The sequence below is a fragment of the Corynebacterium qintianiae genome (genome assembly GCF_011038645.2).
Taxonomy (GTDB): domain Bacteria; phylum Actinomycetota; class Actinomycetes; order Mycobacteriales; family Mycobacteriaceae; genus Corynebacterium; species Corynebacterium qintianiae.
In genome coordinates this window covers 710,254-736,345 of the sequence record NZ_CP064955.1, presented here as the reverse complement: position 1 = coordinate 736,345, position 26,092 = coordinate 710,254, and the positions used below count along the sequence as shown (strand labels likewise).

Here is a 26,092-nt window from a genome sequence, read left to right as displayed (position 1 = left end):
ATACGGTAACCATTATGCAAATTTCAGGTTAACGGCGGCGTCCCCTCCCCCGACCTTGCTTCGGAACCGGGCGCTTTTTCGAGGGCTTCGCCGAGGGCACAGCGCTTCTCGACGACCTCACAGTGCGACCCTTAGCCACCCCCACGAAGTCCTGGATCGCGTCACCATCGTCGTTTTTGCGCCACACCAAGGCAATCGGCGACGCTTCTCCTTCGACATCGAGCACCGTGACTTGTTTCTTGGAAAGCGCCTTGAGCAGCGGCTTGGGGGCATACGCGACTCCGACGTTCGCGGCCACCAACTGAAGGGCGGGCCGCAGCCGGCTTATCGACGCCCCGTCGACGTAACGGTAGTTCACGGGCTCGCCCGCCAAGTCGTCGACAAGCACGCGCTCCCCGACTTCCGCGTAGACCGAATCTTTTGAGACGGCGACCCCGGCGGCCTCCTCGTAGAGGACGACAACGTGGTAGTCGTCGCTGACGCGGGGATCCGGCAGCCGCGCGAGCGCGACGTGGCACTCCCCCGCTTCAAGCAGTGCGATGGGATCATCCGCGTCCCGGGTGTCGAGACCGTGGTCGGTGGCTTCTGTGTAGCGCCTGAACCATTTGCCGGGCTCGGTGCCGGTTGCGAAAGCGAGAGAGAGCATGCCTGAATGCTACCGTCGAGGTCATGACTGACAACTCCACCGCGATCAACTCCACCGCGAGCAACCCCTTCGACAGGGAGCCGTCCGGCACCGCGATGAAGCCGGCCACCGCCGCCGCCAAGCTGGGTATCTACCTGCCCGCCACCCCTGCGGAGTTTCGCAACGGCGCGGTGACCCACGCCCAGCTGCGCGAGCTGCAGACCAACCCACCCGAGTGGCTCTCCGAGCTGCGCCTCAACGGACCACACCCCCGCCCCGAGGTTGCGCGCAAGCTCGGCATCAGCATCACCGCCCTGAAGAAGAACGGGATGGACGAGCCGCTGACCACCGAGCAGATCTCGGAACTGCTGCAGAACCAGCCCGAGTGGCTGCGCCTCGCACGGACCGTTAAAGCATCTTCCAGCTCTCCAGATCCGGATACAGAGGGTACTTCTTAGCCAGCGCGTCGACGCGCGAGCGAAGCGCTTCGGTGTCGGCGGCCTCGCCCTTGATCAGGGTCTCCGCGATGACTTCGGCGACCTCAGTGAAGTCCTCGCCACCGAAACCGCGGGTGGCCAGCGCCGAGGTACCGATGCGCAGGCCGGAAGTCACCTTCGGGGGACGCGGGTCGAACGGCACGGCGTTGCGGTTGACGGTAATTCCCACGGTGTGAAGCAGATCCTCGGCCTGCTGCCCGTCCATGTCGGAGTTGCGCAGGTCCACCAGCACCAGGTGGACGTCGGTGCCACCCGAGACAACGTCGACTCCCGCCGACTTAGCGTCCTCGCGGGTCAGGCGGTCAGCCAGGATGCGCGCGCCGTCCAAGGTGCGCTGCTGGCGGTCCTTGAATTCGGGGGTGCCGGCGATCTTGAACGCCGTGGCCTTGGCGGCGACGGCGTGCATGAGCGGGCCGCCCTGCTGGCCCGGGAACACTGCCGAGTTGAGCTTCTTGTGCAGCTCCAAGTCGTTGGTGAGGATGAAGCCCGAGCGCGGGCCGCCGAGCGTCTTGTGCACGGTCGACGACACCACATGGGCGTGCGGCACCGGCGACGGGTGCAGGCCCGCGGCCACGAGACCGGCGAAGTGCGCCATGTCTACCCACAGGTAGGCCCCAACTTCGTCCGCGATAGAGCGGAACTCCGCGAAATCCTCCTGGCGCGGGTAGGCGGACCAGCCGGCGATGATCACCTTCGGCTTGACCTCGCGGGCCTGCTCTCGCAGCTTCTCCATGTCGATCAGGTGGGTGTCCTTCTCCACCTGGTAAGCGGCGACGTTGTAGAGGCGGCCGGAGAAGTTGATTTTCATGCCGTGGGTGAGGTGGCCGCCGTGCGCCAAGTCGAGACCGAGGATGGTGTCGCCCGGCTCCGCCAGAGCCATGAGGACAGCCGCGTTGGCCTGCGCACCGGAGTGAGGCTGCACGTTGGCGTACTGCGCACCGAAAACCTCCTTGGCGCGGTCGCGCGCGAGGTCCTCAATGACGTCGACGTGCTCGCAGCCGCCGTAATAGCGGCGGCCCGGGTAACCCTCCGCGTATTTATTCGTCAGGACGGAGCCCTGCGCCTGGAGAACGGCGCGGGGAACGAAGTTCTCCGACGCAATCATCTCCAGCGTGTCGCGCTGGCGGCCGAGCTCGTTGACAATGGCCTCGTGTACTTCGGGGTCCAGGGAAGCGAGGTCCTGGTAGCGGAGATCTTCAGACACGTAAATCGGGTCCTTTCTCGTCGGTTCTCGTCGGGGTCTCGTAAGGTGAGCCTTTCGAGCCAGTATAGGCACCTGGTGACACAATGGGGGCCATGTCCCGCCCCGCTGATTCCAGCCCCTCGAGCCCGTACGTGGACTTCCGTCGCGAAGACTGGCGCCACCTGCGCGCCGCGATGCCGCAGGTGCTCACCGAGGAGGAGCTGGCGCAGCTCGCCGGTATCGGCGAGAACCTCGATCTGCGCGAGGTAGCCGACATCTACCTGCCGATCTCCCGTCTCATACACATGCGCGTGGAAGCCGCCCAGCGACTCAACGCCACGAGCGCGATGTTCCTCGGCGAATCCATGCGCGTTCCCTACATCATCGGAGTCGCGGGCTCGGTGGCCGTCGGCAAGTCCACCACCGCCCGCCTCCTGCAGGTGCTGCTGCAGCGCTGGGACTCCCACCCCCGGGTCGACCTAGTCACCACGGACGGGTTTCTCTACCCCACCGACACACTGCGTGAACGAGGGCTGCTCAAGCGCAAGGGCTTCCCCGAGTCCTACAACCGCCGCAACCTCATGCGCTTCGTCACCGAGGTCAAGTCCGGCGCAGCCGGGGTCGAGGCTCCCGTCTATTCACACAAGCTTTACGACGTCATCCCCGACAAGCACCAGCTCGTGGACAGGCCCGACATCCTCATCCTCGAGGGCCTCAACGTCCTGCAGACCGGCCCGACACTGATGGTCTCGGACCTCTTCGACTTCTCCGTCTACGTCGACGCGAAGACCGAGCACATCGAGCAGTGGTACATCGATCGCTTCCTCGAGCTGCGCACCACCGCTTTCCGCGAGCCGGGCGCGCACTTCGCCAAGTTCGCCGAGCTTGACGACGCCCAGGCGACCCGCGAGGCCCGCGAAATCTGGCAATCCATCAACCTGCCCAACCTGGTGGAGAATATCCTGCCCACCCGCGTGCGCGCGTCCCTCGTCCTGGGCAAGGGAGCCGACCACTCGGTGCAGCGTGTCCGCATGCGCAAGATGTGATTACTTACCGAAGCGGCGGGAACGCTGCGAATAGTCGCGCAGCGCGCGAAGGAAGTCGATCTTCCTGAACGCCGGCCAGTAGGTGTCCGTGAACCAGATCTCGGAGTAGGCTGCCTGCCACAACAGGAACCCGCTGAGCCGCTGCTCACCCGAGGTTCGGATCACCAGATCCGGGTCGGGCTGGCCGGACGTGTAGAGGTTGTCCCCGATGGCCCCGGCCGTAACCTTGTCCGCAAGCTGCTGCGCCGTGGTTCCGGCCTCGACTTCGTCTCTAATTAATGTCTGTACCGCGTCCACGATCTCCTGGCGCCCGCCATACCCGACCGCGATGTTCACGCTGAGACCGCCCTTGTCCGAGGTCGCCGCCGCGGAGCGCTGCATGCCCTCCGCGACGGCATCCGGCAACAATTCCAGGTGGCCGACGAGCTTGATCCGGCAGGAGTAGTCCTCAGCAGCCAGGTCTTTCACCACGTCCGAGATGATGTCGAAAAGTAGCTCGACCTCCTCCGTCGTGCGCTGCAAGTTCTCGGTGGACAGCAGGTAGATGGTGATTACGTCGATGTCCATCTCAGCGGACCAGCGCACCAGTTCACCGATCTTAGCGGCACCGGCGCGGTGCCCGTGGGACACGTCGGTGTAGCCGGCCTCCCGCGCCCAGCGCCGGTTGCCGTCCGCCATCACCGCTATATGCTGGGGGCGCTTTTTCCCGCGCAGGTCGCGCTTGAGCCGCGCCTCGTAGAAGGGGTAAAGGATCTTCGCCAGCACGGTCACGGCTGCTCCCTACCTTTCACAACTTCTCCCGGCGTCAGATGAACCGTTGGCGGCTGCGGTCCAGAATCCCCGCCTCGGCCATGGCCTTGTCGATGGCTTTCTGGTCGAACGGGTCAATCCCGTGCGCCTCGGCGAAAATCTTGCGGCGGTTGAACCGCGACAGGCGACGGTGGAACGCGAATCCGAGGCTCAGGATCAGCACTGCCAGCGCCACGATGATGAGCATCCCGATCGGGGACGCCTTGCCGAACTCCGGCCCCACCGGCGTCTGCGGCGGCGCTTGAGCCACGATTATTGCAACGGTGTCTGTCACTGCTCATCCTTCTTGTTATCCAGCCCGTTATTTAGGCCCGCGAACAGGTCGTCCTCCGGCAGGTGCGTCGATACGCGTGTACGCGCGAGCTCGAACTCCTCGGTCGGCCACACTGCTTGCTGATCCTCCACCGGGCTGGCAAGGAATGCGCCGGCGGGGTCGATCTGGGTGGCGTGGGCGGTAAGTGCCGCGGCGCGGTTGCTGAAGTAGTCGCCGCACTCGATGCGGGTGGTCACGCGGCCCATGACATCGGCCTCGTTTTCCTTCCAGCGTTTGATCATGTACCCGTAGGGGCTTTCCGCTCCCTGCCCGAGAAGCCGGTCGTGGAGGAGCTGCATACGCTGCAGGACAAAGCCGTGCGTGTAGTACATCTTCAGCGGCGTCCACGGCTCGCCCGCCCCGGGCGCGAATTCCGGGTCGCCCGCCTTATCCCACGCCACCATCGAAATCTCGTGCACCTTGAGATGGTCGGGATGCGGGTATCCCCCGTTCTCGTCGTAGGTGATGATCACATGGGGGCGGAACTCCCGGATCACTCTCACCAGGGATGCAGCCGCCTCGAGCGTATCGACGAGCGCGAAGCACCCCTCCGGCAGAGGCGGCAGAGGGTCGCCCTGGGGCAGGCCGGAATCCTCGTAGCCCATCCACTCGTGCTCCACCCCAAGCGCCGCAGCGGCGCGCGCCATCTCGTCCTTGCGCACGTCCATGATGTTCTCGAGCACGCCCGGGCGGTCCATCGCGGGGTTCAGGATGTCGCCGCGCTTCCCGTCGGTGCAGGTCACAACCTTAACGCGGTGCCCCTCCGCAGCGTAGCGGGCCATGGTGGCCGCGCCCTTAGAGGACTCGTCGTCCGGGTGTGCGTGTACTGCCAGAAGGCGCATGCAGTATCTCCAATCGTTGAACTCGGGCCCATCTTAGTACTATCGGTGTGGTGACCAATAACGAGCTTGCCCGCCCAAAGAGCCGATACGGCGACCAGGACTCACCGAACCCGACTTCCGGAATCGGCGGCAAGGTTCTCGCGATCGCGGCAGTACTCATGGTCGTGCTCGTCCTCGTCGCCGGAGCCCGCACCTACATGCAGCGGCAGTCCGTTCCCGTCACTGCCAGCTTCGTCACACAGGAGGCCGTCGACGATGAGACGACGCGGTTGTGGATCGACGTCACGCGTCGCGACACCTCTGTGCCGACGTACTGCATCGTCACGGCCGTCGACTACGACTTCGCCGAGGTGGGCCGTCGAGAAGTTATTGTTCCGGCGGGCGGTGACGAGCTCATCCACGTCGGCGTCGACCTCCCGGTGCGCAAGCCGGCGGTCTCAGGACGAATCTACGGCTGCTCGGAAGACATCCCCTTCTACATGGACACCTCCCAGACGTACACCGCGGCTTATTCGGCACCAACCGCGTGATAGAATTCGGCCCAGTATTGGCACGTGACGGAAGGTTTACATATGGCTGAGATCCAGAAGCAGTACATCACCCCGGAAATGAAGGCGAAGCTCGAGAACGAGCTTCAGGCGCTTATCGACAACCGCCCCGTCATCGCCGCCGAAATCAACGAGCGCCGCGAGGAAGGCGACCTCAAGGAGAACGCAGGTTACGACGCCGCCCGTGAGCAGCAGGATCAGGAGGAGGCGCGGATCAAGCAGATCTCCGAGATCCTGGCCAACGCCACCACCGAGCGCACCGGTGTTGTCGAAGGTGTCGCGCAGGTCGGCTCCGTCGTCCACGTGTACTACAACGGCGACGAGAACGACAAGGAAACGTTCCTGATCGGCACCCGCGCCGCCTCCACCGGTAACAAGGATCTCGAAACGTACTCCGAAAACTCCCCGCTGGGATCCGCACTGATCGGCGCCTCCGAGGGTGAGACCCGCAGCTACAACGCCCCGAGCGGCCGCGAAATCTCCGTCACCATTGTCTCGGCAGAGCCGTATGATTCAGATAAGGCTGCTACCCCGCGCGCGGGGTCCTAAGAAAGGACAACATCACCGTGAACACCACCACCCGTAAGTCGACGGCCGCCGGGTTCTTCGCCTTGGCCGCGCTCGGTCTCGTCGCTTGCTCCCCTCCGCACCAGGTGGATTCTGGCCACAAGGTTGCTACAGCCACCAGCCAGGACCCCGATTCGCTGTCGGGTGCAACCACTACCGCTTCCCGCGCAAACGTCGCGGAGGCCTCCAAGGCCCAAGCCACGACATCCGCCGCAGCTGCAGGCCAGCAGCCGGTTTACGTCAATTGCGGCAACTCGCTGGGTACCGAGCCTGACCGCATCGTCCTCACGTGCCAGGACGAGAACGACTTTATCGAGAACATCACCTGGGATGAGTGGACCGAGTCGATCGCCACCGGCACCGGCACCCGCGTCACGGTGGATCCGGACCGCCGCGAGGAGGAGACCCAGATCATCCTGGCGAACCCGCAGCAGGTCAACGGCGAGCTGCAGTTCACCAACGTGACGGTGGACGGGATCCCGGTCAACCCGGAGAGCCAGTACTAGACGTCTCAGCGTGCAGGTGCGCACACAAAATCCCGCGCAGGCCACTCGGGCCGCGCGGGATTTTTCATCGACCGCTAGTTCCGGTTGAAGTAGGACAGCAGGCGGAGGATTTCGGTGTAAAGCCACACGAGTGTGACCGCGAGGCCGAGCGCCACGCCCCACGCCATCTTGGCCGGTGCGCCGGTGCGCACAAGGCGGTCGGCGAGGTCGAAGTCCTGCAGGAACGACAGCGCCGCGAGGACGACGCACACGACGCCAAAGATGATGGCCAGCGGGCCGCCGTCGCGAAGCGGGCTCATGCCGGTGAACAAGAAGAGCAGAAGGTTGCCCAGCGCCATGACGGCGACGCCGACGATTGCGCCAGTGAGGATGCGGTTGAAGCGAGGGGTGACGCGCACCGCACCGGTCTTGTACACGAAGAGCATGCCCATGAACACGCCGACCGTGCCGAGGATGGCCTGGAAGATCATCGCGCCCGCGTCAGCGCCGCCCACCATCCAGCCAGACAGGATGAGGGAGAAGCCGCCGGCGAACAATCCCTCGAACGCCGCGTAGATCAGGGTGACCGTGCGGGAACCGAACTTCTTGCCGAATGCGTGGACCAGCACGGTGATGAAACCACCGATAGCGCCGACGAAGGTCAGAATGACCGCGAGATCGGGACGGCCCGCCAACGCAATGCCGAAGTTAGCCACCGCGAATGCGACGATGACGGCAAGGGTGATACCCGTCTTGGTCACCACGTCGTCGACGGTCATCGGGCGATCGGCATCAGAGTGCACGGGGCTGTAAGGCTGCGGGTAGCTCTGCTGGTACCCGTAACCCGCACCGCCCCCTGCCTGCGGGAGCTGGGTCAAAACAGGGTTGTTGCTTTTCACTGTCCCCGGTTTCCTTTCCTTATGTAAACCTTGGTAGGTGTTTCACGTTCACGCTATACAACGCCGCGGATGTACCTTTAGTTCCCGGACGCACGTCTGCCGCGCAGGAAGCCCCGTCTATTCTTGGGTGCCGTGACCGCCACCCCCACAACCCTCGTCTGGTTCCGCGACGACTTGCGCCTCGCCGACAACGCAGCACTGTCCTGGGCGGCCGAGCGCGGGCCCGTCGTCGGGCTCTTCGTCCATGAGACCGTGGGGCGCCCGCTGGGAGGGGCCGCCGCGTGGTGGCTGCGCCGCAGCCTGGAAAACTTCCGGGCTTCTTTCCCCGCCCCGCTCATTGAGCTTTCCGGCGACCCCCGCGACATTGTCCCCCGTCTTGCCCGTGAGCTCGGCGCCGAGGTGACGTGGAACCGCCGCTACCACCGCAACGAGGTAGATGCCCCGATCAAGGAGGCCACCGGCGCGGTCTCGCACCCGGGCTACCTCCTGACCGAGCCGTGGGAGGTGCGCACGTCCGCGGGCAGGCCTTACCGCGTCTTCACCCCCTTCCACAAGGCGGTGCAGTCATCGCTTCTCGACGCCCCTCCCACGCCCCTGCCCGCACCCGACATCATCCCGGCCGAGGTGGAGCCGGTCACCGCGGATCGCCCGCCCGAGCCGACGTGGACCGCCACCCTCGCCGCGCATAACACCCCGGGCGAGCAGGCCGCCCATACGCAGCTCGACAGGTTTCTCGGGGCTCTCGCGGACGAGGGCACTTACGACAACGATGCGCTTGACGGTGTGACTTCAGGCCTTTCCGCGCACCTGCGCTTCGGCGAGATCAGCCCGGATTATGTGTGGCACCGGGCTGCGGCGGCCGGTACGTGGGCTTTCCTGCGCCAACTGGTGTGGCGCGATTTCGCCTGGCACCGCTTCTACCACCTGCCGGACATGGCCACGCGCAACGTGCGCGCCCAGTTCGACCGCTTCCCCTGGGAGTGGACCCCGGGTGACGTACCGGGCGACCTCGCGGCATGGCAGTCAGGCCGCACGGGTGTCCCGCTTGTCGACGCCGGGATGCGCGAGCTCTGGGCCACCGGACGCATGCACAACCGGGTGCGCATGGTGGCAGGCTCGTGGCTAACGAAAAACCTGGGCATCCACTGGCGCCACGGTGAGGAGTGGTTCTGGGACACGCTTGTTGACGCAGATGCAGCCTCCAACGCGTTCAACTGGCAATGGGTCGCGGGCTCGGGTGACGACGCCGCGCCCTACTTCCGCGTGTTCAACCCACTGACACAGGCCGAAAAATTTGACCCGCGCGGCAACTACGTGCGGCGCTGGGTTCCGGAGGCAAACACCCCGCTCTATCCCGAGCCGATGGTCGACATTAAAGAGTCGCGGCGCACGGCTCTGGCGGCCTACGACGGCATTAGGACTGGTTGAGGCGAGCGATCCGCCCCGTCAGCACTGTCGCGAATGCGCACCACAGCGGGTAGGGGGCCAGAAGCGCAGCCCGTGTCGGCGAGCGGCGGTACGCGCGGCGGACGAGGTCCGCGGAGGAGGCTGCGAGGGCTGCTGCCCAGGCCGTCGACAAGCCTCGCCTACGGGAGCGGAAGAACACGCCACTCCATCCGGCGTTCAAGACCAGGTTGCCCGCGAGTGCGAGGGCGTCGCCGCGCGCCGCGTCCGGCTCGCCTTCTTCCAGTGAGTCCGCGATGGTCGTGGTGGAGATCACCGCGAGGTCGACGTACAGCAGCGTCCACACGAGGGGAAACGCCGCAGCCGGGGGCTGCCAGGACGGCTTTTTCAGATTCCTGTACTCGCGCGAATCCGGGTCCGTGAGCAACGAGCCCGCGACGGCGGCCGCGAGCACCGACAGGTGAACCGTCGTCGCGATCCTGCCGTAGCGGCCCGCGTCAGTGCCCTCGGCCGCGATCGCAACCGCTTCATCGAAGGGCTGGTTCCCGCCTTCCGGCGTGCCGACGAGTGACTCAAGGTCACGCTCCTCGAGCACGGTGTCGGAGGAAACGCTGTCGAAGATGGGCAGGATCTCCTTCATCGACAGCGGGGTCAGCACCGATAGGCCGAAAGAGGCGAAGCGCCTCGTCATGATCGGCGCCGCAAGGAACGGACGGCGGTTCACGCCCTTTACCTGGGTGTATCGCTGCATCATGTCGACATACGGCATTGTGTCGGGGCCGCCAATGTCGAAGGCCCGGTCCTGCTCGGGCGACAAATCGGCCGCAGCGACGAGGTAGTGAACGACGTCGCGCACAGAAATCGGCGTGATGCGGTTAGTGATCCAGCGCGGCGCGGCGAAGGTGGGCACGCGCTCGGAGACGTGGCGCAGCAGCTTGAAAGACAGGGAGCCGTCGCCGATGACGACCCCGGCCTGCAGCGCGGCCGTCGGCACGCCTGCGGACCTCAGTTCCTCGCCGACGCGGACGCGGGAGGCGAGGTGCTCCGACATGTCCGCGGCCTCCGGCCCTTCGGGGTGCAGCCCACCCAGGTAGACGATGCGCCCGACCGATTTCTCGGCCGCCACTTCGCCGAACTGGCGCGCCATGCCCGCCTCCTTTTCGGCGAACCCACTACCCGAGGACATGGAGTGCAGCAGGTACCAGGCACAGTCCACACCGTCGAGGGCGCGTTCGACATCGGCGCGCTCAGCGGCGTCGCCCACGACGACCTCGACCTCGCCCGAGTCCACATACTTCGCCCACGGCATAGACATTGCCTTATCGAGGCTGCGGCACAGGCAGCGCACCCGCCAGCCTTTCTTGACCAGGTCGAGCACGACGCGCTGCCCGATGAAACCGGTGGCGCCTGTAACGAGAGCGAGCTTCATGGGGTCGAGCCTATACTTTTCTGCAATGCCACTACCCAGACTCGCGTTCCTGCTCCCCTGCCTCGTCGGCGCCGCCGGCCTGTTTGCCGCGCGCTGGGCGGGTGACGGTACCCCGGGCTTCTACCTGGCCACCGTGATCACGGCCCTGGTCTACGCCGCCGCGTGGTGGTTCATGGGTTCCCGCGACGCGTTCGCGGGCCCCCGCCGCGCGCAGGAAATCGGCCGCGGCATCGTCGTCGGCGCGCTTCTGGCGGCGCTGTTCGTGGCGGGTGCCGTGGTGGTCAGCCGGATCCCGGCTCTGGCGGAACCCGTCGATCAGCTGCTGTCCACGGTCGACCGCGGCGGTTGGGGGCCGACCCTCTTCGTTCTTGTAATCAACGGCATCGGCGAGGAGCTCATCTACCGCGATGCCGTGCCGCGCCAGCTGCGCGCCCGGGGCTTAGTGACAAGGACGGCGGCGGTCGCGGCGGTCTCGGTTTCCCTGTACTGCCTCGTCACCGTCGCCATGGGTGTGCCTCTGCTCATCCTCGCGGCCGCCGTGGTCGGCGCCGTAGCCCACTTCGAGGTCGTGCGCAGCGAGCGACTGTATTCCCCGATTGCGCTCCACCTGACGTGGAGCATCGGTATGCTGTTCATTTTGCCGCTGTTCTTCTAACAATTCCCCGACAGTTGGGACACCCCGTGATCGAGTTCCGAGATGTGACGAAGACCTATCCTGGGGCCACCGCGCCCGCGATCCAGAGGTTCACCTACACCGTGCGCGAGGGCTCCACCACATGTTTCGTTGGCCCGTCCGGTTGCGGCAAGACTACGTTGCTGCGCATGGTCAACCGCATGATCGAGCCCGACGCCGGTGCGGTGGCGGTGCGCGGCAAGGACATTGCGGGCACCGACCCAGTCGCGCTGCGCCGCAGCATTGGCTATGTCATGCAGCACTCAGGGTTGATGCCGCACCGGACTGTGCTGGACAACGTGGCTGACATCGCGATGTTGTCCGGTGCGGGCAAAGCGGAGGCGAAGCGCCGCGCCGGGGAGATGCTGGAGCTGGTCAACCTCGATCCCACGTTGTTTCGGCGCTACCCCGCCGAGTTGTCCGGCGGGCAGGCGCAGCGCGTCGGCGTGGCGCGCGGCATGGTCACCCGCCCCGACATCCTCATCATGGACGAGCCCTTCGGCGCGGTGGACCCCGTTGTGCGGCGCAGCCTCCAGAAAGAGATCCTCGCGCTGAAGGACACCATGGCTACCACCGTGCTCATGGTTACCCACGACATCGACGAGGCGTTCCTGCTCGGCGATGACGTCGTCATCCTCGGCGCGCAGGCCCGCATCGAGCAGTCCGGCGCACCGGATCACATCGTCGCCCATCCCGCCAACGACGCGGTCCGTGAGTTCATTGGCGCCGAAAGCTGGGACCTGCGCGCCGTCGAACGCGACGGCGAGACCCTCGTCGTCGACGCGGCCGGCAAGGTCAGGGGCGTGCTGAAGTGAATTGGACGTGGCTCGTCTCCAACGCGGGGCGCATCGGCTCGCTCGCTCTGGACCACCTTGTGATCGCCCTGCCCGCGATTGCCGCCGCTTTTCTCGTCGCGGTGCCGATCGGCTGGCTGGCACACCGCTCGGGCCGCGCTCGCGAGGTGGTAGTGGTGGCCTCGAGCTTGATCTATGTCGTTCCTTCCCTCGCCATGTTCGTCCTCCTGCCACTGGTGCTGGGCACCTCGGTCCTTTCCCCCGCTAACGTTGTTGTGGCGATGACGCTCTACGGCATCGCGTTGATGGTGCGCTCGAGCGCTGATTCTTTCGCCGCAGTGCCCGCGGCCGTGCGTCAGTCGGCCGTGGCAGCGGGGTATTCCCCTTTCAAACGGATTGTCGGTGTCGAGCTTCCCCTCGCGGGGCCCGGTTTGCTCGCGGGCGTGCGGGTCGTGGCGGCCTCGACGGTCAGCCTCGTCTCCGTCGGCGCTTTGATCGGCGTGCAGTCGCTGGGCACCTTGTTCACCGAGGGATTCCAGCGCTCCTTTCCGACGCAGATCATCGCTGGGCTCGTGGGCACGATCCTTCTGGCCGTGCTTATCGACGCCCTCCTAGTCGCCATCGGCCACGCCGCCATGCCCTGGACCCGGAAGGCGGCACTGCGATGAACTACCTCTTCTCCGCCCAGAACTGGGCCGGTGATTCCGGGTTCGGTGCCCGCCTGGTGGAGCACCTCGGATATTCGGTGCTCTCCGTGGCCATTGCGCTTCTCATTGCGGTGCCGCTGGGCATTGCGGTGGGCCACTCGCGCCGTGGCGCGAACGCCGTCCTGTCCGTCGCGGGGGCGCTGCGCGCGCTCCCGGCCCTCGGCCTGCTGACGTGGTTGGCCATCTCGATTCCCCGCGGTGTGACAGTGCCCCTGATCCCGGCGACGATCGTTCTCGTTCTCCTCGCCGTTGCCCCTCTAGTCGCCGGCATCGTCGCCGGTTTCGACTCCGTTGAACGCGACGTGGTGCATTCCGCGCGTGCAGCGGGATACAGCGAGGCACAGGTCCTGACGCGAGTGGAGCTTCCCCTGGCCGCACCCGTGATTGTTGGCGGCCTGCGCTCATGCGTGGTGCAGGTCATTGCCACCGCAACGGTGGTCGCCTACATCGGCCTCGGGGGGCTGGGACGCTACCTCATCGACGGTCTCGCGGTGCAGGATTACCCGCGCATGGTCGCCGGTGCGGTGCTGGTCACGGCCCTGGCACTGGTGGTTGACCTGCTTCTGGCGGGGGTACAGCGGCTCTGCACCCCGCCTGGGGTGTCCGCATCACGATAAAGTGGGCTCGCATGAAACGCACAGTCGCCGCAGGCGCCACCGTCCTTGCCACCTTGACCTTGACAGCCTGCGGGACGCAGGATCCCTTTGCGGAGGAAACCCCGGCCCCCTCGAGCGCCGCGGAGCCCGGAACCGTCGTCATCGGGACCGCGAACTTTCCGGAGTCCGAGATCATCGGCCAGATCTGGGCGGAGGCACTGCGCAAGGAGGGCTTCGACGTTGAGGTGTCCTCCGGCATCGGCTCCCGCGAGGTGTACCTGGGTGCTTTGCAGGAGGGCTCCGTCAACGTCGTGCCGGAGTACTCCGGTAACCTCACGCAGTTCTATGGCGGCGGCGAACTCGCCGACGCCCTGCCGGAGGACCTCGTCGCCGGAGAGCTCAGCCCCGCCGAGTCCAAGGACGCCTACCGCGTCACGCGTGACCTGGCCGACGAGCAGGGTCTGGTCACGATCGCCGACCTTGACAAGCTGGACACGATAACAATCGCCGCGCCTCCGGAGTTCGCTCAGCGCCCCTACGGGCCTGAGGGCCTGACCACGGTGTACGGTATCGATGCGGGCAAGATCAAGGTCAACCCGATTTCGGACGGCGGCGGCCCGCTTACCGTGCAGGCGCTGGTCGAGGGCGCCGCCAACGTGGCCAACATCTTCACCACCTCCCCCGCCCTGCTCAAAAACGGCGAGGAGGCGGACCTCGTCATCCTCGAGGACCCGGAGAATCTAATCCCGCCGCAGAACATCGTGCCGGTGATTAAGGCGGGTTCGCTTCCTGACGGCGCCCTCGATGTGATCAACTCCGTCGACGCGCAGTTGACCACCGAAGATGTGGTTGCGATGAATATGCGCAACGTCGGGCCGGAACGCGCCGAGCCGGCGACGATCGCGAAGGACTTCGTCGCCTCCCTGGATTAGCCCGAAACTGACACCCGCACGCCGGACTCGGGGCGGGTAAGGATCTGGGTCATGGAGTACGTGGTGTCGATCGCCTCGGTGGAGATCTTCACCTCGGGACGCGCCATGGCAGATACCGCAGTGGACAGCGCCGTCACGGCGATTTTCTCGCCCGGGCAGCGGTGCCCGGTGCGCACGTCGGCACCGCCCTGCGGGATGAACGCCTTGATGGATTCCGCCTCGGACTGGTTGGCGTACGGCATGAAGCGCTCCGGGTCGAAACTCGCCGGGTTCTCCCATTCCTCGTCCGATCCGAGGGTGCCGGTGAAGTCGAGCACGACACGCTGGCCTTCGTGGACGGGGCAGCCTTTGAACTCGGTGTCCTTGATTGCCTTGGCCGGGAACATGGGCACGAAGGGGTAAAAGCGGCGCACCTCCTGGGCGAACGCGACGGACTCGCGGTCCGTTTCCGCACTGTTAATGCGCTCGCGCCACTGCGGGTTCTCGGCCAAAGCCACGGCAGCGAAGGAGGCGAAGATCCCGACGGCGATTGTCGGCCGGGTCAGGTTCTGCAGCTCGATGCCGGCAGTGGTGGCGTCGACAAGCTCGCCGCTCTCATCGGTGAGGTTAGCCATGTGCGCGAGCACGGAATCGGGCCGGGCGCTCACGCGGCCCTCACGCACGTCGGTGATCAGCTCGCCCGCCCAGTTGTCCAGCTGGCGGCGCTGCCAGAAGGCTTTCGGCGTGCCGGCGACCTTGCCGAAGTTGTCCAGCAACGTGATCATCCGGCCGACCTTCTCGTCGGTGTCCTCGGGCGACAGTTCGATGCCGGCCCAGCGGAAGGCGGCGCGACCGAACGCGAGGGACATGTCCTGGAAGACGTTTCCTTCCTCACCCTTCCATGAGCGCACCATGCGGTCGACCTCCTCGGCCACCAGCGGTGCGAACTCGGCGACGCGCTCATCCTCGTACGCCATGGCCACCATCTGCGCCTTGCGGGTTTTGTGCGCCTCGCCGTCGAGCGTGTGTACCGCGCCCTTGCCCACCAGTGCGTCGCCGATCACCTGCGGCATCGCGCCGTCGCGCTTCATCAGCTCCTCGTTGTAGAAGAAGTCTACTGCCTCGGAGCCGCGCACGATGGTCGCGTCCTCGCCGAGGAACTTGGTGGTCACGGGGCACATGGACTCGGGCGGCAAGCCTGCCTTCTTGCGCAGGTTGGAGGGCAGGAGGTAGCCGTCGGTCAGGAGCTTGTGGGAGTGTTCGCCGGACACGTTGTTGTTCTCGTGGGAAGTCATGTCCCCCACCCTACGTATACTTTCGCCGTGTCCGCTCCCACTATTGGTCTCGTCATCCCCTGCCTCAACGACGCGCATCTGCTTGCCCCGTGTCTTGATTCCGTCTCCCGCCAGGTCCGCCCGTTCGACTGCGTCATCGTCGTGGACAACGGCTCGACCGACGACACGGCGGCCGTTGCCCGTTCGCGAGGCGCAGTCGTGGTCACGGAGGCCCGGCGCGGCGTTACGTGGGCGTCGCACGCCGGTTACGACGAAGCAGCTGCGCGTGGCCTGGACCTTATTGTGCGCGTGGACGCGGACGTCCTGGTCGACCGGAGGTTCAGCCTGCAGTGGCTCCAGGCGTGGGATGAGGTATCACGGCGCGGGGGCAAAAAGGTCGTCGGCATGGCGGGGGCCGCGCTTTTCGACGTCCCCGGCTGGCGCGGCCGCTTCATCAGCGCCCTGTACCTGCGCGCGTTTCGCTACAGCGTGGGCTCCGCACTCGGCCACGCCCCGTTCTTCGGCACCAACTGTTCGCTTACCACGCAATGGTGGCGCGACATCCGCGGCTCGGTCGATTCCAGCGACACCGAGTCCCACGACGACATCCAGATGTCCTTTGCGGTCCGCCCGCACGAAACCGTGTTGTTCCGCCCGGAGATCACGTTGCACACCGACGATCGCGCCCTGCGCGGCGCCCGCCAGCTCGCGCGCCGATTTTCGCGCGGGATGCACTCGATGCGCCAGGGGTTCAAGCTCTCCCCGCCGCAGCACCGCCTCATTGAGCGCGTATAGGCTTGCCTGTCATGGAGCCCCCCACCATGCTGGCCCGGTACGACCGCATGTGCGACCGCGCCGCCGCCGAAGTCATCTCCCAGTACTCCACCAGCTTCTACCTGGCCACTCGCTTCCTCGCGCCCCGGGTGCGCACGGACGTGCGCAATCTCTACGCCATGGTGCGCATCGCGGACGAGATCGTCGACGGAACTGCTCGGGCAGCGGGCACGGACGCCGCGTCGCTTCTCGACGCCTACCAGGCGCACGTCCTCGCCGCCCCCGCCTCCCGCTTCCACACAGACCCGGTCCTCCATGCCTGGGCCAACAGTGCGCGCCGGTGCCGCTTCGACGACGAACATGTCGCCGCCTTCTTCGCCTCAATGCGCCGAGACCTGTCGCAGTCGTTGTACGACCCCGCCGATTTCGACGCCTACGTATACGGCTCCGCGGAGGTCATCGGCTTAATGTGCGTCGCGGCGTTCGTAGCGGAAGATCCCGTGCCCGCCTCAACCCGCGCGGAATTGGATGAGGGCGCCCGCGCACTCGGCGCGGCGTTCCAAAAGGTCAACTTCCTGCGCGACCTCGCCGAGGATCGCGACGATCTGGGCCGCACCTACTTCCCGCAGCTGGGCGACCGGGACATTGACGACACAGTGAAAGCCGAGCTGGTCGCCGACATCCGCGCCGACCTCGCCCGCGCGCGCCGTGCCGTCCCCTTGCTCCCCAAGCCCGCTCGTGGTGCCGTCGCCGCGGCCGAGGCGCTCTTCGCCGAGCTCACCGAGCGTATCGACGCCATCCCGGCCGCCACCCTGTACACCACCCGCATCTCGGTCCCGCGCCACCGCAAGCTTTACGTGACCGCCCGCGCCTTGAGGAGATACCGTGCGTAAACAATCCGCCATCGTCGTCGGCGCGGGTGTCGCCGGCCTAGCCACCGCGGCCCTACTGGGCCGGGACGGTTACGATGTGACCGTCCTCGAGCGCCTCGACACCGTCGGGGGCCGCTCCGGCGAGGAAACGATCGAGGGGTTCCGTTTCGACACCGGCCCGTCGTGGTACCTCATGCCCGACGCCTTCGACCACTTCTTCGGCCTGTTCGGCAAACGCACCGCGGACATACTGAACCTGGTCGACCTCGCGCCCGCCTACCGCCTCTTCCCGGAGAACGCGTCCCCCGTCGATGTGCCCTCGGGGCGCGAGGACGCCATCCGCCTCTTCGAGTCGATCGAGCCGGGGGCCGGCGCCGAGCTAGCCGCCTACCTGGACTCGGCGGGTGACACTTACGACATGGCCGTCGACCGCTTCCTCTACACCACCTTCAGCTCCCTCCGGCCGTTCGTGGATTCCGAAATTCGCGGCCGTTACGCCGACCTCGCGCGCCTCCTCACCGTGCCGCTAGACAAGTTCGTGGCCTCCCGGTTTACCGACACCCGGCTCCGACAGATGCTGACGTACCCGGCGGTTTTCCTTTCCTCCCATCCGGAGCGCACCCCGTCGATGTACCACCTGATGAGTCACACAGACCTCGTGCAGGGCGTGAAATACCCGCAGGGCGGGTTCACGGCGGTGGTCAACGCGCTGGTTTCGCTCGCGGAAGAAAATGGGGTGCGCATTCGCCGGAACGCGGACGTCCGCGCCATCACCTATTCAGGCGCCCGGGCGACGGGCGTGCGCTTGACCGGCGGTGAGCAGCTCGCGGCCGATGTCGTCGTTTCGGCCGCTGACCTACACTTCACCGAGACCCGCCTCCTCCCGCCCGAGAAACGCACCTACGACGAGAAGTGGTTCGGTGCGCGCGACCCCGGGCTGGGCACGGCGCTCGTCATGCTCGGTACGAATCGCAAGCTCCCACAGCTCGCGCACCACAACCTGTTGTTCAGCGAGAACTGGGACGAGGACTTCGACGCAGTTTTCGATGGCCCCGTCGCCTCGCGGCCCCTCGACGCCTCGCGCAGTATCTACGTATCCATGCCGTCCGCCACCGACCCGTCAACGGCTCCCGAGGGTTGCGAGAACCTGTTCGTCCTAGTGCCGGTTCCTGCCGCCACGGATTTCGGGCATGGCGACATGTACCAGGGCGAAGCGTCCCCCGCGGTCGAGGCGGTCGCCCAGCACGCGGTGGACCAGATTGGGCGTTGGTGCGGCATCGACGACTTCCGCGACAGCATCACGGTGATGCGTACCCTGGGCCCCTCCGACTTCGCCGAGCGCTACCGCGCGTGGTCAGGCGGCTCCATCGGCCCGGCCCACACGTTGCGCCAGTCAGCGTTCCTGCGCGGCCGAAACGTCTCGCGCAAGCTGAACAACCTCTACTACGCCGGCGCCACAACGGTGCCGGGTGTCGGCGTTCCCATGTGCCTGATCTCCGCGGAGAACGTGATCAAGAGACTGCACGGCGACCGCTCGCCCGGCCCCCTGCCGGAGGCGATGTAGTGCACTTGGTTTACCTCACTTTCCTCCTTGTCACCATCGGCTGCATGATGCTGTGCGACTGGCGTTGGAAGCTCGCTTTCTTCCTTGATGCGCGCCGCGCCACCCTTCTCACGGTGTCGGTGGTCGCGCTGTTTCTGCTGTGGGACGCCGCCGGGATCGCCACGGGCACATTTTTCCGCGGTGACTCCCCGTTCATGACCGGTATCGAGCTCGCCCCCGAGATGCCCGTTGAGGAGCCAATATTCCTGTTCTTCCTCACATATCTCACGATGAACCTCACATCCGGCACGCGAAAGGTGGTGCGCCCATGACTTACCTGCTCATAAGCCTGCCGTTCCTCCTGGGGTCCGCCGCGCTGTGGTTGTGGCGTCGTCACGCGTACGCCTCACAGTGGAAGGTGACCGCGGTCGTCACCGTTGCCGTGCTCGCACTGACGATCGTCTTCGACAACCTCATGGTCGCCGCTGGCCTGGTGCAATACGACGACGCAAACAACCTCGGGCTATTTATCGGCCTCATCCCCATCGAGGACCTGTTTTATTCTGCGTTCGTCTGCCTCGTCGTGTGCGCCCTGTGGCCGGAGGGCGAACGATGATCCGCGCCATCCTCGCCGCGTCGCGCCCCATCAGCTGGGTCAACACCGCAGTGCCGTTCGCGCTCGCCTACCTTCTCGACACCTCGCGCTTCGACTGGCTGCTCCTGTTCGGTTTCATCTTTTTCCTCGTTCCCTACAACATTGCGATGTACGGGATCAACGATGTCTTCGATTACGAGTCCGACATCCGCAACCCCCGCAAGGGCGGAATCGAGGGCGCGGTCCTGCCGAAGTCCCTGCACCGGCCCCTCCTCGTTGCGGCGGGCGTAACGACGCTCCCGCTAGCGCTGATCCTCTACGCCAGCGGCACAACCTTCTCCGCGGTGTGGCTAACAATTGCGTTGTTCGCCGTTTACGCGTATTCCGCCCCGCCGTTCAGGTTCAAGGAGGTGCCGGTCTTGGACTCGGTCACCTCTTCATCCCACTTCGCGCTCCCCGCCCTTGTCGGCGCCACAATCACGGACCCCTCCGTCGGCCCGCGTTTCTGGCTCGCGGTGGCCGCATTCTTCTTGTGGGGCATGTCCAGCCACGCCCTCGGTGCAGTGCAGGACGTGGTCGCGGATCGGGAGGGCGGTTTGAAATCCATCGCGACGGGCCTGGGCGCCCGCTTGACGACGCGCCTCGCTTGCGCCGGCTACCTCATTTCCGCGGTCATCTGCATTGCGCTGCCCTTCCCCGGCTGGGTCGTCGGCTTGCTGGGGCTCGGGTACGCGGCCAACACTGCCCGGTTCCTTGACGTCACCGATGAGACCTCCGCGGAGGTAAACCGGGCATGGCGCGTTTTCCTCTGGCTCAATTTTGCAACAGGCGGGGTCATCACAGTCGCTGTCCTGTTTTTTCTCTTTCCCCCTCAGTAAATGGAATCGCCGTATTTGAGGTACGGGTCGTTCTCGATGAGCCGCTGAAGGCGGGCTTCGTAGTCCTCGACTGCTTCTGGTGCTTCGTCGATGAACCCGGCGTTGTGGATGATCATGGGTGGGGGCGGTTGGAACGGGAACTTCATGCCGAATTCCTTCTCCAGCTCGCCGATTGCTAGTTTGCACGCCTCCATGTCGCGCTCCCGGTCGAACTCGTCGAGGATTTTGTGTCCCCGCGCGTAGAAGCTGTTCGCCTTGTCTCGTTCTCGCTGTCTCGTGTCGAGGTCGGTGTTCCATCGCGGGTTGCACTGGTTGAGCTGCTCGCCGATGAATCCCTCGGGTTCCGAAAGCTGGTAGGTGCCGTCGGGGAATAGCCAGACCACATCACCGGTGACAAGGTCAGGCAGATAGTATGCCCTGCGGTCCGTTTTGACGTTGTGGTGTTTCTGGCACAAGGAGTACAGATTGGCCGGGGTGGTCGCTCCGCCTTCCTGGAACGGGACGCGGTGGTCGAGCTGGCAATGCTCCGCCGCCCGATTGCACCCTGGCCACACGCAGACACCGTCTCGCGCCGCGGCGTACGCCCTCATATTCACCGAGGGGACGTAACCCTCCACATCGTGGTGCGCAACCTCATCCAGGTCCACAATGCGGGGCGGGTTTCCATCCACCATGTCCTCGAACGCTTCGGTCCCGCCAGCATCGGTCCAGCCGCTGCCTGGGAAGTAGATGGACGCCCCAGGCACGAGATCACCCTCCGGCGTCAGCGGCGCGTACCCGAAGATGGTGACTTTCGGCTGCGCCTCGAGGCGCCCCGTGAGGATGAGCTTGGCTGCCTCAGCCTCGCTGAGCTTGTGTTCCCTGGCGACCTGCTGCCGGAACTCGCGGATCGCGGCATGCGTGGCGTTGTCGCACTCCACAGTCAGCCCGAAACGTTTGCCCGCCGTAAAATCGTGGAGAGTGAAGTCTCCCGCCGGATTGTTGCGGCGGGTCCGTTTTTCCGGGTCGTAACCTACCCGCTCATCCAGCTTCGCGATGAACCTTCGCAGCCGGTGAGCGATCGCCTTCGGGGTCGGCAACGGCTGGTTGGCTTTCTTCGGCGTGAACATGGCCGCCAGGAACTCGTCGAGCACCATCAGCACCTCTCCGGACAATTCCGGGCCGAGCTCCGCGATGACATTGTCTATGGCAATCAACCGCTTGAGGTCGAGCACCCGGGTGGTGTCCTGTATGGCTCGCAGCCAGGGCAGGTCAGCGAGGCGTCGATAAGCAAAAATCGCTTTCTCGACGGCTGTCTTGCCTTCTCCCGTCGCTTCCTGAATCTCGGTAATTTCGAGCTCGAAGTCGTCGACGAAGAAGGTCGGGTCGGTCCACGGTGAATAGAGCTCGTAGTCGATATCCCTTTTGCGTTGCGCAAGCTCCGCCCGCGCCTCCCCCGGACGCTGCGTCCGAAAAAACCGCTGGGCCGTGTCCGGCTCGTGAGTACCGTTTTTCATTGTTCCCCCTTCCTCACCGACAATCATAATCGAACAGATGTACGCCGTCAAGCGTTATACAAAGGGCTTTTAAGATATTTTTCATTCATACGTTCGATTTTATGGGTTAGCGCGAAAAGCGCGCCCAACCAGTGGACGCGCAAGGACGAAACTACAGCTCGACGGTAGAGGTCCCGTCGGTCGACTCCTGGCCAGTCACGCGGGTGCGCACGAGGTCGAACAAAGCAGCGGCGCGGCCGTCCTTATGGCCCCAGAACTGGGCGGACTCAGAATCGAGCAACATGACCCCCAAGTTCGGGTCGTCCCTGCCGTCAAAGTAGGAGGACATGGAGTCGTCCCACAGCTGTTCGATCTTCGCGGAGCGCTCCTCTCCCTCGAGGAAGCGGACAGTGCCCGCGACGGAGAGCCAGGACCCGGCGTCGGAGTACGCCATGTTCACCTGCGGCGTGTTCTGCAGCCAAGCGCCCTGCTCGCTGTCCTTGCCCACGACGAAGTACACGTCACCGTCGTCGGTGACTTCCTGGGTGTCCATCGGATGGGAATACAGGCCACCGTCATCACCCACGGTGGTGAGCATGCCGATGGACTTGCCCCGCATGATCTCGATGATGTCACTCTTTGTTACGTCGTTGTCAGCCATGCCGGCCAGTGTACGGACTAAAAGTGCCCCCAGTCGGACTCGAACCGACACTGCGCGGATTTTAAGTCCGCTGCCTCTGCCAATTGGGCTATAGGGGCGTGCCCCGATACTTTACTCGCCCACTGCAACGACCTTCTTCTCCACCCCGAACATCTCCGAAAGGAAATCGGAGACCCACTGCAGCAGCTCCGTGTCGCGCAGGTTCGGCTGGTTCACACCCTTCGCCGCGCGGGGGAACGGCACCTGCAGCGCTTTCGCCGCGGCGCGGTAGTTCGAGCCCGGGTACAGGCGTTTGAGGCGCACTTGCTTGGAATCGGGCAACTCGACGGGCTGGAACTTGATGCGCGTGCCTTGGACAAGTATGTCGGAAACCCCGGCGCGGCGCGCCTGGTGGCGCAGGCGCGCAACCGCCATGAGGCGCTCGACCTCCTGCGGCAGCGGGCCGAAGCGGTCGGCCATTTCATCGGCGACGGTGGCCAGGGCGGCGTCGTCACGCGCCTCAGCGAGCTTGCGGTAGATCTCCAGCCGCAGGCGCTCGGAGTTGACGTAGGTTTCCGGGATATGGGCGTCGACGGGCAAGTCCACGCGGATCTCTTTCGGGCCCTTGTCCGTGGCATCGACCGTCTCACCCGTCATGAGAGCCTTGAACGTATCGACAGCCTCCCCAACGAGCCGGACGTACATGTCAAAGCCGACACCCGCGATGTGGCCCGACTGCTCCGCGCCGAGAACGTTGCCGGCGCCGCGCATCTCCAAGTCCTTCTGCGCCACCGCGATGCCGGATCCCAGGTCGTTGTTCTGCGCGATCGTGGCTAGGCGGTCGTAGGAGGTCTCCGTCAGCGTCTTGTCCTTGGGGTACAAGAAATACGCGTAGGCGCGGTCACGGGAGCGACCGACGCGCCCGCGCAGCTGGTGCAGCTGTGACAAGCCCATGTTCTGTGCGTTCTCCACGACCAGGGTGTTGGCGTTGGCGATGTCCAGGCCCGTCTCCACAATCGTGGTGCACACCAGCACGTCGTACTCGCGGTCCCAGAACCCCTGCACCGTCTGGTCGAGGACCTGCTCCGACATCTGTCCGTGCGCGACCACGACGCGCGCCTCGGGCACTAGGTCGCGGATCCGGCGCGCCGCTTTCTCGATGTCTGCGACTTTGTTGTGGATGTAGAAGACCTGGCCGTCGCGAAGCAGCTCGCGCCTGATCGCCGCCGCGATTTGCTTGTCCTCCTGCGGGCCAACGTAGGTGAGCACCGGGTGGCGGTCCTCGGGAGGGGTGGTGATCGACGTCATCTCGCGGATGCCGGTCAGCGACATCTCGAGGGTGCGCGGGATCGGGGTCGCAGTCATGGTCAGCACGTCAACGTGCGCCTTCAGCGCCTTGATGTGCTCCTTGTGCTCCACACCGAAGCGCTGCTCCTCGTCCACGACGATAAGCCCGAGGTTCTTCCACTGCACGCCGGTGGCGAGAAGGCGATGGGTGCCGATGACGATGTCCACGGAGCCGTCGGCGAGCCCCGCGAGGGCCTCCTTGGATTCCTTGGCCGAGGTGAAGCGGGACAGCTCGCGGATGTTCACGCCGAAGCCGTCCATGCGCGTGGTGAACGTGGTGTAGTGCTGCTGCGCCAACAGCGTGGTGGGCACGAGCACGGCGACCTGCTTGCCGTCCTGCACCGCCTTGAACGCGGCGCGCACGGCCACCTCGGTCTTGCCGAAGCCGACGTCGCCCACGATGACGCGGTCCATCGGCACGGGCTTTTCCATGTCGTCCTTGACCGCGTCGATCGCGGCGAGCTGGTCCTCGGTCTCTACGAACGGGAAATTGTCCTCCATCTCCGCTTGCCACGGAGTATCCGCCGCGAACGCATGGCCCGGCGCGGCCTGCCGCTTGGCGTAGAGCTGCACCAGCTCGCCCGCGATCTCGCGCACGGCCGCCCGCGCCTTCTTCTTCGTGTTCTTCCAGTCGGAGCCGCCCATTTTGCTTAGCGACGGCTGCTCCCCGCCCGAGTACTTCGACAACAGGTCCAGGGATTCCATGGGAACCCAGAGCTGGTCGTTGGGCTGGCCCCGCTTCGCCGGCTGGTACTCGAGCACGATGTACTCCCGGCGCGAGTCCTCGTCACCGGCCTTGATCGTGCGCTCCGCCATTTTGACGAACTTGCCGATGCCGTGGGTCTCGTGCACCACATGGTCACCGGGTTGGAGCGACAGGGGGTCGACGCGGCCCCGGCGGCGGGGGGCGCGGCGCTTCGCGCCCGCGATATCGCCGACGCGGTTACCGGTCACATCGGTCTCAGTGACCACCACCAGCTTGGGCCCCGGGAAGACGAGACCCGCGTGGGATAGGGCCTGGTATAGCGTGACCTGGCCGTCGACAGGCTCGAGACCCGGTGTAGCAATGCGCGCGGAGACTCCGTGCTCGCGCAGGCGCTCGGCGAAGCGCTCGACGGTTCCTTTGGCGGGCGCGACAAACGCCGCGGTGCCGTTGTTCTTCTGCACATGCAGCTTCAGCGTGGCGTAGAGCTGCTCAATCGCCTTCGGCTCACCCTTCGGCGCGGGCGCGGCCTCGAATTCCAGCGGCAGGGTCTCGGAATCATCGGCCGCGAACATGCCGGGCGGTGCGAATGTCCACCACGATTGACCCGCCTTGCGGGCGGAAACCTCGAGCGAATCGAAGGAGCGGTACGAGGACGCGGAGACGTCCAGGCCCTCCACGGCGACGGGGCCCTGCGCCCCCATCGCGGCGGCCTCCCACCCGGCCTCGAGGAACTCCTTGTCTGTTGCCTCGAGGTCCGCGATGCGCGCGCGGACCTTCTCCGGCGAGGTCACGAGCACAACTGAACCGGCGGGCAAGAGCTCGGGCAGCACCTTGTAAGGCTTGTCCGTCAGTGCCGGGATCAGCGCCTCCATGCCGTCGGCATGATGGCCCTCGGAGATGCGCGTCAGCAACTGCACAAGGGCCGGGTTCGAGGGGTGCTCGCGCGCGAGGGTGTCAGCCTTGGCGGCCACGGTGGCGTCGATAAGCAGCTGGCGGGCGGGGAACAGCTCGACGGAGGCAACGTCATCGATGGTGCGCTGATCCGCGACGGCGAATGTGCGGATGTCGGTGACTTCGTCACCCCAGAACTCAATGCGCACCGGGTGCTCGGCAGTGGTGGGGAAAACGTCGATGATCCCGCCGCGGGTGGCAAACTCCCCGCGCTTGGCCACCATGTCCACGTGTTCGTAGGCGCAGTGGGTGATGTCGCGGGTCAACTCCTCGAAGTCGTACTCGCTTCCCTGTTTGACCGTGATCGGAGGGACCGCGGGCAGCACCGGTTGGCACGCGGCGCGGGCCGCGGCGACGATGACGCGGGGCATGTCGTGCAGGACCTTAAAGCGCCTTCCCACCACGTCCGCGGCCGGCGAGAGGCGCTCGTGCGGCAAGGTTTCCAGCGCGGGGAACAGCGAGACCTTGCCGGCTCCAATCAGCGCCGCGAGCTCCGCGCTGAGGTCCTCCGCCTCATGCCCCGTGGCGGTGACCAGCAGAACCGGAACCTCACGGGAGATCGCCGCGGCGGCCCAAGAGCGGGATTGGTCGATGCCCGTGACATGTAGGCGCTCCTGCCCAATATTGTTGACCAGCCCTTTCAGTTTCGGATCGGTCAGCGCGCGAGTGAGCAACCCGCCCAACGCTGGTGCGGTTTCGGTCATACGG

At 65.6% G+C, this 26,092-nt stretch carries 28 protein-coding genes and 1 tRNA gene; 17 read left to right on the top strand and 12 right to left on the bottom strand.

Annotation, left to right across the window (positions count from 1 at the left end; translation table 11 throughout):
* Window positions 1-28: 28 nt before the first annotated feature.
* Complete coding sequence (locus G7Y29_RS03695; protein ID WP_165002043.1) at window positions 29-646, bottom strand: LysR family transcriptional regulator substrate-binding protein; 618 nt, start codon at window positions 644-646, stop codon at window positions 29-31.
* A gap of 23 nt (window positions 647-669) precedes the next feature.
* On the opposite strand from G7Y29_RS03695, the gene G7Y29_RS03690 reads away from it, so the two are divergent.
* Window positions 670-1,083, top strand: a complete 414-nt coding sequence (locus G7Y29_RS03690; protein WP_165002042.1) for a DUF5997 family protein — start codon at window positions 670-672, stop codon at window positions 1,081-1,083.
* Here the strand turns inward: G7Y29_RS03690 and glyA are convergent.
* A complete protein-coding gene (gene glyA, locus G7Y29_RS03685) occupies window positions 1,034-2,326 on the bottom strand; it encodes a serine hydroxymethyltransferase (protein WP_165002041.1) in 1,293 nt (430 codons plus the stop codon). The genes G7Y29_RS03690 and glyA overlap by 50 nt on opposite strands.
* An 83-nt stretch (window positions 2,327-2,409) precedes the next feature.
* On the opposite strand from glyA, the gene coaA reads away from it, so the two are divergent.
* Window positions 2,410-3,351: a type I pantothenate kinase gene (gene coaA / locus G7Y29_RS03680; RefSeq protein ID WP_430393281.1), complete on the top strand. Its 942-nt coding sequence runs from the start codon at window positions 2,410-2,412 to the stop codon at window positions 3,349-3,351.
* Here the strand turns inward: coaA and G7Y29_RS03675 are convergent, their stop codons facing one another.
* Genes G7Y29_RS03675 through mca form a run of 3 tightly spaced genes read right to left on the bottom strand, consistent with a single transcriptional unit; the run spans window position 3,352 to window position 5,316 of the window.
* On the bottom strand, window positions 3,352-4,122 hold the full coding sequence (locus tag G7Y29_RS03675; protein ID WP_165002039.1) for an isoprenyl transferase: 771 nt from the start codon (window positions 4,120-4,122) through the stop codon (window positions 3,352-3,354).
* A gap of 34 nt (window positions 4,123-4,156) precedes the next feature.
* Window positions 4,157-4,435: a hypothetical protein gene (locus tag G7Y29_RS03670; protein ID WP_165002038.1), complete on the bottom strand. Its 279-nt coding sequence runs from the start codon at window positions 4,433-4,435 to the stop codon at window positions 4,157-4,159.
* On the bottom strand, window positions 4,432-5,316 hold the full coding sequence (gene mca, locus G7Y29_RS03665; RefSeq protein ID WP_165002037.1) for a mycothiol conjugate amidase Mca: 885 nt from the start codon (window positions 5,314-5,316) through the stop codon (window positions 4,432-4,434). The genes G7Y29_RS03670 and mca overlap by 4 nt, the downstream gene beginning before the upstream one ends.
* 50 nt (window positions 5,317-5,366) lie before the next feature.
* Between mca and G7Y29_RS03660 the strand changes: the two genes are divergently transcribed.
* Genes G7Y29_RS03660 through G7Y29_RS03650 form a run of 3 tightly spaced genes read left to right on the top strand, consistent with a single transcriptional unit; the run spans window position 5,367 to window position 6,937 of the window.
* Complete coding sequence (locus G7Y29_RS03660; protein WP_235933467.1) at window positions 5,367-5,846, top strand: DUF4307 domain-containing protein; 480 nt, start codon at window positions 5,367-5,369, stop codon at window positions 5,844-5,846.
* A 42-nt stretch (window positions 5,847-5,888) separates the two neighbouring features.
* Window positions 5,889-6,413 carry a transcription elongation factor GreA gene (gene greA, locus G7Y29_RS03655; RefSeq protein ID WP_165002036.1) on the top strand — a complete coding sequence of 175 codons (525 nt, stop codon included), beginning with the start codon at window positions 5,889-5,891 and terminating at the stop codon, window positions 6,411-6,413.
* Window positions 6,414-6,430: 17 nt separating this feature from the next.
* The gene (locus tag G7Y29_RS03650; RefSeq protein ID WP_165002035.1) at window positions 6,431-6,937 is read left to right on the top strand and encodes a hypothetical protein; all 507 of its coding nucleotides are present in this window, start codon (window positions 6,431-6,433) and stop codon (window positions 6,935-6,937) included.
* A 74-nt stretch (window positions 6,938-7,011) separates the two neighbouring features.
* On the opposite strand, the gene G7Y29_RS03645 is transcribed toward G7Y29_RS03650, so the two are convergent.
* Window positions 7,012-7,815 (bottom strand): Bax inhibitor-1/YccA family protein, encoded by an 804-nt coding sequence (locus G7Y29_RS03645; RefSeq protein ID WP_165002034.1) that lies wholly within the window; start codon window positions 7,813-7,815, stop codon window positions 7,012-7,014.
* 132 nt (window positions 7,816-7,947) lie between these two features.
* On the opposite strand from G7Y29_RS03645, the gene G7Y29_RS03640 reads away from it, so the two are divergent.
* On the top strand, window positions 7,948-9,243 hold the full coding sequence (locus G7Y29_RS03640; protein ID WP_165002033.1) for a cryptochrome/photolyase family protein: 1,296 nt from the start codon (window positions 7,948-7,950) through the stop codon (window positions 9,241-9,243).
* On the opposite strand, the gene G7Y29_RS03635 is transcribed toward G7Y29_RS03640, so the two are convergent.
* Complete coding sequence (locus G7Y29_RS03635; RefSeq protein ID WP_165002032.1) at window positions 9,230-10,648, bottom strand: SDR family NAD(P)-dependent oxidoreductase; 1,419 nt, start codon at window positions 10,646-10,648, stop codon at window positions 9,230-9,232. The two genes, G7Y29_RS03640 and G7Y29_RS03635, sit on opposite strands and share 14 nt — an antisense overlap.
* Window positions 10,649-10,673: 25 nt before the next feature.
* Here G7Y29_RS03635 and G7Y29_RS03630 point away from each other — a divergent pair, with 25 nt between their 5' ends.
* Genes G7Y29_RS03630 through G7Y29_RS03610 form a run of 5 tightly spaced genes read left to right on the top strand, consistent with a single transcriptional unit; the run spans window position 10,674 to window position 14,350 of the window.
* The gene (locus G7Y29_RS03630; protein WP_165002031.1) at window positions 10,674-11,303 is read left to right on the top strand and encodes a CPBP family glutamic-type intramembrane protease; all 630 of its coding nucleotides are present in this window, start codon (window positions 10,674-10,676) and stop codon (window positions 11,301-11,303) included.
* A gap of 26 nt (window positions 11,304-11,329) precedes the next feature.
* Window positions 11,330-12,136 carry an ATP-binding cassette domain-containing protein gene (locus tag G7Y29_RS03625; RefSeq protein WP_165002030.1) on the top strand — a complete coding sequence of 269 codons (807 nt, stop codon included), beginning with the start codon at window positions 11,330-11,332 and terminating at the stop codon, window positions 12,134-12,136.
* Window positions 12,133-12,783, top strand: coding sequence for an ABC transporter permease (locus G7Y29_RS03620; protein ID WP_165002029.1), 651 nt, complete (start codon window positions 12,133-12,135; stop codon window positions 12,781-12,783). Before G7Y29_RS03625 ends, G7Y29_RS03620 begins: the two co-directional genes overlap by 4 nt.
* On the top strand, window positions 12,780-13,439 hold the full coding sequence (locus tag G7Y29_RS03615; RefSeq protein ID WP_165002028.1) for an ABC transporter permease: 660 nt from the start codon (window positions 12,780-12,782) through the stop codon (window positions 13,437-13,439). The genes G7Y29_RS03620 and G7Y29_RS03615 overlap by 4 nt, the downstream gene beginning before the upstream one ends.
* An 11-nt stretch (window positions 13,440-13,450) precedes the next feature.
* On the top strand, window positions 13,451-14,350 hold the full coding sequence (locus G7Y29_RS03610) for a glycine betaine ABC transporter substrate-binding protein (RefSeq protein WP_165002027.1): 900 nt from the start codon (window positions 13,451-13,453) through the stop codon (window positions 14,348-14,350).
* On the opposite strand, the gene G7Y29_RS03605 is transcribed toward G7Y29_RS03610, so the two are convergent.
* Window positions 14,347-15,624, bottom strand: coding sequence for a cytochrome P450 (locus tag G7Y29_RS03605; protein WP_165002026.1), 1,278 nt, complete (start codon window positions 15,622-15,624; stop codon window positions 14,347-14,349). The two genes, G7Y29_RS03610 and G7Y29_RS03605, sit on opposite strands and share 4 nt — an antisense overlap.
* A 27-nt stretch (window positions 15,625-15,651) precedes the next feature.
* Here G7Y29_RS03605 and G7Y29_RS03600 point away from each other — a divergent pair, with 27 nt between their 5' ends.
* From G7Y29_RS03600 to G7Y29_RS03575, 6 genes are read left to right on the top strand one after another with little or no spacing between them, the layout of a single operon-like run.
* On the top strand, window positions 15,652-16,398 hold the full coding sequence (locus tag G7Y29_RS03600; RefSeq protein ID WP_165002025.1) for a glycosyltransferase family 2 protein: 747 nt from the start codon (window positions 15,652-15,654) through the stop codon (window positions 16,396-16,398).
* Window positions 16,399-16,409: 11 nt separating this feature from the next.
* Entirely contained in the window at window positions 16,410-17,270 is an 861-nt protein-coding gene (locus G7Y29_RS03595) for a phytoene/squalene synthase family protein (protein WP_249399797.1), read from the top strand.
* The gene (gene crtI, locus G7Y29_RS03590; protein WP_165002024.1) at window positions 17,263-18,813 is read left to right on the top strand and encodes a phytoene desaturase family protein; all 1,551 of its coding nucleotides are present in this window, start codon (window positions 17,263-17,265) and stop codon (window positions 18,811-18,813) included. Before G7Y29_RS03595 ends, crtI begins: the two co-directional genes overlap by 8 nt.
* Window positions 18,813-19,124 (top strand): lycopene cyclase domain-containing protein, encoded by a 312-nt coding sequence (locus tag G7Y29_RS03585; RefSeq protein WP_165002023.1) that lies wholly within the window; start codon window positions 18,813-18,815, stop codon window positions 19,122-19,124. The genes crtI and G7Y29_RS03585 overlap by 1 nt, the downstream gene beginning before the upstream one ends.
* Window positions 19,121-19,408 carry a lycopene cyclase domain-containing protein gene (locus G7Y29_RS03580; RefSeq protein ID WP_165002022.1) on the top strand — a complete coding sequence of 96 codons (288 nt, stop codon included), beginning with the start codon at window positions 19,121-19,123 and terminating at the stop codon, window positions 19,406-19,408. Before G7Y29_RS03585 ends, G7Y29_RS03580 begins: the two co-directional genes overlap by 4 nt.
* The gene (locus G7Y29_RS03575; RefSeq protein ID WP_165002021.1) at window positions 19,405-20,265 is read left to right on the top strand and encodes a prenyltransferase; all 861 of its coding nucleotides are present in this window, start codon (window positions 19,405-19,407) and stop codon (window positions 20,263-20,265) included. The genes G7Y29_RS03580 and G7Y29_RS03575 overlap by 4 nt, the downstream gene beginning before the upstream one ends.
* On the opposite strand, the gene G7Y29_RS03570 is transcribed toward G7Y29_RS03575, so the two are convergent.
* From G7Y29_RS03570 to mfd, 4 genes are all read right to left on the bottom strand, one after another.
* Window positions 20,259-21,761 carry an HNH endonuclease signature motif containing protein gene (locus G7Y29_RS03570; RefSeq protein ID WP_165002020.1) on the bottom strand — a complete coding sequence of 501 codons (1,503 nt, stop codon included), beginning with the start codon at window positions 21,759-21,761 and terminating at the stop codon, window positions 20,259-20,261. The two genes, G7Y29_RS03575 and G7Y29_RS03570, sit on opposite strands and share 7 nt — an antisense overlap.
* A 151-nt stretch (window positions 21,762-21,912) precedes the next feature.
* Window positions 21,913-22,401 carry a pyridoxamine 5'-phosphate oxidase family protein gene (locus G7Y29_RS03565; protein ID WP_165002019.1) on the bottom strand — a complete coding sequence of 163 codons (489 nt, stop codon included), beginning with the start codon at window positions 22,399-22,401 and terminating at the stop codon, window positions 21,913-21,915.
* Window positions 22,402-22,425: 24 nt separating this feature from the next.
* Window positions 22,426-22,499: transfer RNA gene (locus tag G7Y29_RS03560), tRNA-Leu, on the bottom strand.
* Between the two features lie 13 nt (window positions 22,500-22,512).
* Window positions 22,513-26,088 (bottom strand): transcription-repair coupling factor, encoded by a 3,576-nt coding sequence (mfd, locus tag G7Y29_RS03555; RefSeq protein WP_165002018.1) that lies wholly within the window; start codon window positions 26,086-26,088, stop codon window positions 22,513-22,515.
* Window positions 26,089-26,092: the final 4 nt, after the last annotated feature.

What these genes read in the sequence shown, in the direction of transcription:
- G7Y29_RS03580 (WP_165002022.1), top strand. Translation starts at nt 19,121, where the DNA reads ATGACTTACCTGCTCATAAGCCTGCCGTTCCTCCTGGGGTCCGCCGCG.
- G7Y29_RS03615 (WP_165002028.1), top strand. Translation starts at nt 12,780, where the DNA reads ATGAACTACCTCTTCTCCGCCCAGAACTGGGCCGGTGATTCCGGGTTC.
- G7Y29_RS03635 (WP_165002032.1), bottom strand. Translation starts at nt 10,648, where the DNA reads ATGAAGCTCGCTCTCGTTACAGGCGCCACCGGTTTCATCGGGCAGCGC.
- G7Y29_RS03695 (WP_165002043.1), bottom strand. Translation starts at nt 646, where the DNA reads ATGCTCTCTCTCGCTTTCGCAACCGGCACCGAGCCCGGCAAATGGTTC.
- G7Y29_RS03630 (WP_165002031.1), top strand. Translation starts at nt 10,674, where the DNA reads ATGCCACTACCCAGACTCGCGTTCCTGCTCCCCTGCCTCGTCGGCGCC.
- G7Y29_RS03605 (WP_165002026.1), bottom strand. Translation starts at nt 15,624, where the DNA reads ATGACTTCCCACGAGAACAACAACGTGTCCGGCGAACACTCCCACAAG.
- mca (WP_165002037.1), bottom strand. Translation starts at nt 5,316, where the DNA reads ATGCGCCTTCTGGCAGTACACGCACACCCGGACGACGAGTCCTCTAAG.
- G7Y29_RS03575 (WP_165002021.1), top strand. Translation starts at nt 19,405, where the DNA reads ATGATCCGCGCCATCCTCGCCGCGTCGCGCCCCATCAGCTGGGTCAAC.
- G7Y29_RS03570 (WP_165002020.1), bottom strand. Translation starts at nt 21,761, where the DNA reads ATGAAAAACGGTACTCACGAGCCGGACACGGCCCAGCGGTTTTTTCGG.
- coaA (WP_430393281.1), top strand. Translation starts at nt 2,410, where the DNA reads ATGGGGGCCATGTCCCGCCCCGCTGATTCCAGCCCCTCGAGCCCGTAC.
- G7Y29_RS03610 (WP_165002027.1), top strand. Translation starts at nt 13,451, where the DNA reads ATGAAACGCACAGTCGCCGCAGGCGCCACCGTCCTTGCCACCTTGACC.
- G7Y29_RS03595 (WP_249399797.1), top strand. Translation starts at nt 16,410, where the DNA reads ATGGAGCCCCCCACCATGCTGGCCCGGTACGACCGCATGTGCGACCGC.
- G7Y29_RS03565 (WP_165002019.1), bottom strand. Translation starts at nt 22,401, where the DNA reads ATGGCTGACAACGACGTAACAAAGAGTGACATCATCGAGATCATGCGG.
- greA (WP_165002036.1), top strand. Translation starts at nt 5,889, where the DNA reads ATGGCTGAGATCCAGAAGCAGTACATCACCCCGGAAATGAAGGCGAAG.
- mfd (WP_165002018.1), bottom strand. Translation starts at nt 26,088, where the DNA reads ATGACCGAAACCGCACCAGCGTTGGGCGGGTTGCTCACTCGCGCGCTG.
- G7Y29_RS03690 (WP_165002042.1), top strand. Translation starts at nt 670, where the DNA reads ATGACTGACAACTCCACCGCGATCAACTCCACCGCGAGCAACCCCTTC.